Origin of the sequence: Paracraurococcus ruber (genome assembly GCF_004353985.1) — a bacterium.
GTDB classification, from domain to species: domain Bacteria; phylum Pseudomonadota; class Alphaproteobacteria; order Acetobacterales; family Acetobacteraceae; genus Paracraurococcus; species Paracraurococcus ruber.
In genome coordinates this window covers 1-4,086 of the sequence record NZ_SMOA01000383.1, presented here as the reverse complement: position 1 = coordinate 4,086, position 4,086 = coordinate 1, and the positions used below count along the sequence as shown (strand labels likewise).

Genomic DNA, 4,086 nt, shown 5'->3' with positions numbered 1-4,086 from the left:
CCGGCGCCGCGCTGCATGCCCTGCTGCCGCCGGCGCCGGAGGCCGGGCCGGCGGCGCTCTGGCACCGCAGCGCGCTGGCCAGCACGCTGCTGGCGGGGCTGGAGCTGGCGCGCGACGGCGCCGCCCGGCTGGACCAGGACGACCCCTTCGGCGAGGTGCGGCTGCGTCCGCTGCCGCCGGGGCCGCAGGCCACGACGGAGGCGGCGGCGGAGTGACGCCGCCCCCTCAGCCCGCCGCGCCGCCGCCCGTCGCCGTCTCGTAGTCGAAGGCCATGGCCAGCAGCGCCGCCTCGCTCCACATGCCGCCGACGAGGATGAGGCCGAAGGGCGCGCCGGAGGCATGCCGCCCGGCCGGGAAGGTCACGCCCGGCAGGCCGGCGATGTTGATCTCGCTGACCGTCGTCTCCGCGATCTGCCGGCCGGCATGCAGCGCCGGCAGCGCGGAGCGCGCCTGCGGGAAGACCAGCGCATCCAGCCGCTGCGCCCGCATCACCGCGTCGAAGATGCGGCGATAGGCGGCGCGCACGGCGGTGAACTCCCGCAGCGGCGGCGGCAGCAGCGGATCCGCCAGCGCCGCGGCGAATTCCGGCAGCAGGTGCAGGTAGTGCAGCGTGCCGCCCGGCGCGAAGGCGTCCTTCGCCGCGGTCGCCCGCGCGAAATCGGCGAAGCTGCGCAGCGCCGCCCGCGGCCCCAGCCGTTCCAGGTAGCGCTGCAGGTCATGCGCCACGGATTCCAGGCCGCGCGCATCGAACTGGTATTCGTCCGAGACCGGCCGGCGCAGCGCGGCGAAGCCGCTGCCGGCGAAGGGGTCGTCCACCAGCACCGCGCCGCGCGCCCGCAGCACCGCCTGCGCCGCCGCGTAGAGGTCCGCGGTCTCGGCCGAGAGCGGCTGGTCGCGCCAGCCGGGGCCATAGAGGCCGATCCGCCTGCCGGCCAGCGCCGTCGGCGACAGCTGGGCGGCATAGCCGCCATCCGGGATGTTGCCGACGCCGGCGACGGTCTTCGGATCCTCCGTGGTGAAGCCGGCCAGCACGTCGAGCGTGAGCGCGGCGTCGCGCACGCAGCGGGCGATCGGCCCCACCACGTCGCGCTGGCTGGCCAGCGGCATGACGCCGGCATTCGGCACCAGGCCGAAGCTGGGCTTGATCCCGACCAGGCCCTGCGCCGCGGCGGGGTTCTGGATGGACCCGCCGGTCTCCTCCGCCAGCCCCAGCACCGCCATGCCGGCGGCGACGGCGGTGGCGGTGCCGGCGGAACTGCCGCCCGGCACCAGGTCGGGCGCCACGGCATTCAGCGTCGGCCCGGCCCAGCTGTTGTTGGCATGCGTGCCGCTGGCGCTCAGCACCGGGACATTGGTCTTGCCCAGGATGACGGCGCCGGCGGCCCGCAGCCGCGCCACCACCGGCGCGTCGGTGCCCGGCAGCAGGTCCACGCCGCCGGTCCGCGCGCACAGCAGCGACCAGCCGCCGGTGCTGGGGAAGCCGGCCATGTCCATGGTGTCCTTCACCACCACCGGCACGCCGGCCAGCGGCCCCAGCGCCTCCCCGGCGGCGCGGCGGGCGTCGATCGCCCGCGCCTCGGCCATCGCCTCGGGGTTGCCGATGATGATGGCGTTCAGCCGCGGGTTCTCGGCGGCGATGCGGTCCAGGCAGGCGGCGGCCGCCTGCTCGGCGGAGAGGCGGCCGCTGGCGAAGCCTTCCTGCAGGTCGGCGACGGTCGGCGCCGCCGGGTCGGGATGCGCATGGGTCATCGGGCGAGCCTCCTGCCAGGGCGTGGTCCCCGCCGTCCTGGCAGGTTCGGGGCCATGCCGTCGAGGGCCTGTCCGAGGCCGGCGCGTCCGGCGCAGCCCGGCATCGCGCCGGCTCGGCTGCCGGCTCGGCGCAGGAAGGCGGGCCGCGCCGCGGGGGCGGCGCGCGGCGACGGCGCATCGCGTCCGGGTCGCGGGGCCGCCTCACGCGCCGCGATGGTCGCGCTGCGCCGCGACCGGCTTCAGCACGCGCACCGGGCCGAAGCGCGCCACCTCCTCGAAGCGGGCGGCGAGATAGTCGTCGAGGCGCGTCACCCCGCTCGAGCGGCTGGAGGCATTCGGCTCGGCCGCCGCGTCCCATTGCTCGGACAGCACGACCAGGGCGGGCGGCGCGGCCTCGAACTCCCGGATCATCGCGTCCTGCACCGCCGCGGTGGTCTGGATGCCTGGATGCAGCTCCTGCCAGCGCGTGGCGCTGCGCCGTTCCGCCATCCAGTAGAAGGACATGTTGTTCACGAAGATCCGGTCGTGCCGCCCGGTGCCGACATAGATGCGGTCGGTGGGCGCCGAATGCGCCCGGACATAGGCCGCCGCCTGCAGGCTGGCAGGGTCGCTGGTCACGCAGCGCAGCCGCGGCAGCACCGGGTCCCGGCACAGCCGCAGCAGGCTGTGCGGCCCGGTGGCGAGATGGCCGAGGCCCTGGGCCACCAACTGGCCCCCCAGTTCCACCGGCGGCGCCAGCAGCAGCGCGACCAGGCCGAACAGGGGCGCCAGCAGGACCCGCGGGCCGGGGCGCGCCCAGGGCATCCGGGCGAAGGCGACCGGCAGCAGGATCATGGCCGGCACCAGCGCCGGCGCCATGTGCACCGGGGAGACGCGGACCAGCCCCTTCAGCGTGAAGAACAGGCAGATCAGCGCCAGGGCGGGGATCAGCACCCAGCCCTCCGCCACCAGGGCGGCCATCGGGCGTCCCGCCCTTCGGTCGGCGCGCCGCCGCAGCGCCTCGACCGCCAGGGCCGCGGGCACGGCCAGGAAGGGCGCATAGACCGCGTAGTCCGACAGGCCCAGCGCACCGTGATGGGCGGCGGCGCGCAGGTTCGCCGGGCCCGGGAAGGGCAGCGCCCGCATGGCGGGGTAGATGGTCGCCGGCACGGTGATGAGGTTCCAGGCCAGGTCGGGCAGCGGCACGGCCTGCAGCAGCAGCGCCATCGCCGGCAGGACCACCAGGGCGATGCCGCCGGCCAGCGCCGCCCAGTGCCGCAGCAGCAGGGCGCGGTTCGCGGCCCAGGGCATCTCCCGCCGCCGCAGCCAGGCCAGCAGCAAGGCGGCAAGGCCCAGCGCGGCGGCGTTGTAGGCGCCGAGGTCGTGGCGGAACAGCGTGCCGAGGCCGATGCAGGTCCCGGCCAGGACGCAGTATCGCAGGCCGCGCCGCGCCCCCGCCTCGAAGGCGAGCAGCGAGGCGAGGGCCAGCGCCAGCGGCGGGAAGACCGGGAAGCCATCCTGCCGCAGGCCGAGGAGCAGCAGCAGGATCGCCGCCGCGGTCGCCAGCGCCGCCGGGCGCGGCAGGAAGCGCGCGGCGATGGCATGGGACAGGGCGGCGACCAGCGCCTTGGCCGAGAAGCCGATGCCGCGCAGCGCCAGGTCGGAAATCCCGAAGACCTGCTGCAGCGCCGCCAGCAGGTAGAACTGGCCGGGGCCGTACATGGTCCAGAAGTCGCGATAGGGCACCTCGCCCTGCAGCACGCGCTCCGCCCCGACCAGGATGATCCCCTCGTCATAGGGGTTCAGCACGCGCTCGTAGCCGGCAAGCTGCAGGGCCAGCGCCGCCAGGAAGACCAGGGCGGGCAGCGCGAGGCCCGGCCGGCGCGGCGGGGTCTGGCCGGGCGGGGCCGGGGCAGGGGGCATGCGGGCAATCCCAGGGGCAAGCAGGCCGGGGCGACGCGGCCGAGGGAATGGGGCCCGGGGAGATGGGCCAGGAGAAACGGCGGGGCGGCCCCTGCCGCCGCGGCGCCCGGCCCCGGGACCGGGAAAGGGACGCGTCGAAGGGCAGGGAAGAATCGCGGCCGCTGTAGCGGCGGCCTGCCGGCGCGGCCAATGAACTGCCCGTTGCCCGCGACGGCGCTTGACCGCTGGCCTGCCGGCTTGGCATGGCGCAGTTGTGACCCGCCCCATCCGCGCCGCGCTACCCGCCCTTCTTCTCCTGCTCGCGCTGCCGGACCCTGGCCCGGCATGGGGGCAGACCAGCCTCGGCCAGCCGGGCAGCCTGCCGCCGCCCCGCCCGGCGGAGCCGGCGCCGCGGCCGCCCGCCGGCCGCCCGCCGGCCGATTCGGCGCCGCGGTC

Annotated in this window: 2 protein-coding genes and 2 pseudogenes; 2 read left to right on the top strand and 2 right to left on the bottom strand. The window is 76.6% G+C overall.

Features of this window, described 5'->3' with window-relative positions; genetic code table 11:
• A pseudogene (locus E2C05_RS33575) lies at positions 1-215 on the top strand (hypothetical protein); the annotation flags it as partial.
• A gap of 10 nt (positions 216-225) precedes the next feature.
• On the opposite strand, the gene E2C05_RS29445 reads toward E2C05_RS33575, so the two are convergent.
• Together E2C05_RS29445 and E2C05_RS29440 are read right to left on the bottom strand one after the other, a co-directional pair.
• Positions 226-1,749 (bottom strand): amidase, encoded by a 1,524-nt coding sequence (locus E2C05_RS29445; RefSeq protein WP_133223181.1) that lies wholly within the window; start codon positions 1,747-1,749, stop codon positions 226-228.
• A 201-nt stretch (positions 1,750-1,950) separates the two neighbouring features.
• Positions 1,951-3,651, bottom strand: coding sequence for a hypothetical protein (locus E2C05_RS29440; protein WP_133223180.1), 1,701 nt, complete (start codon positions 3,649-3,651; stop codon positions 1,951-1,953).
• A 253-nt stretch (positions 3,652-3,904) separates the two neighbouring features.
• On the opposite strand from E2C05_RS29440, the pseudogene E2C05_RS34420 reads away from it, so the two are divergent.
• A pseudogene (locus E2C05_RS34420) lies at positions 3,905-4,086 on the top strand (hypothetical protein); the annotation flags it as partial.

Excerpts from the sequence above, each read along its gene's own strand:
- E2C05_RS29445 (WP_133223181.1), bottom strand. The coding sequence starts at position 1,749 with ATGACCCATGCGCATCCCGACCCGGCGGCGCCGACCGTCGCCGACCTG.
- E2C05_RS29440 (WP_133223180.1), bottom strand. The coding sequence starts at position 3,651 with ATGCCCCCTGCCCCGGCCCCGCCCGGCCAGACCCCGCCGCGCCGGCCG.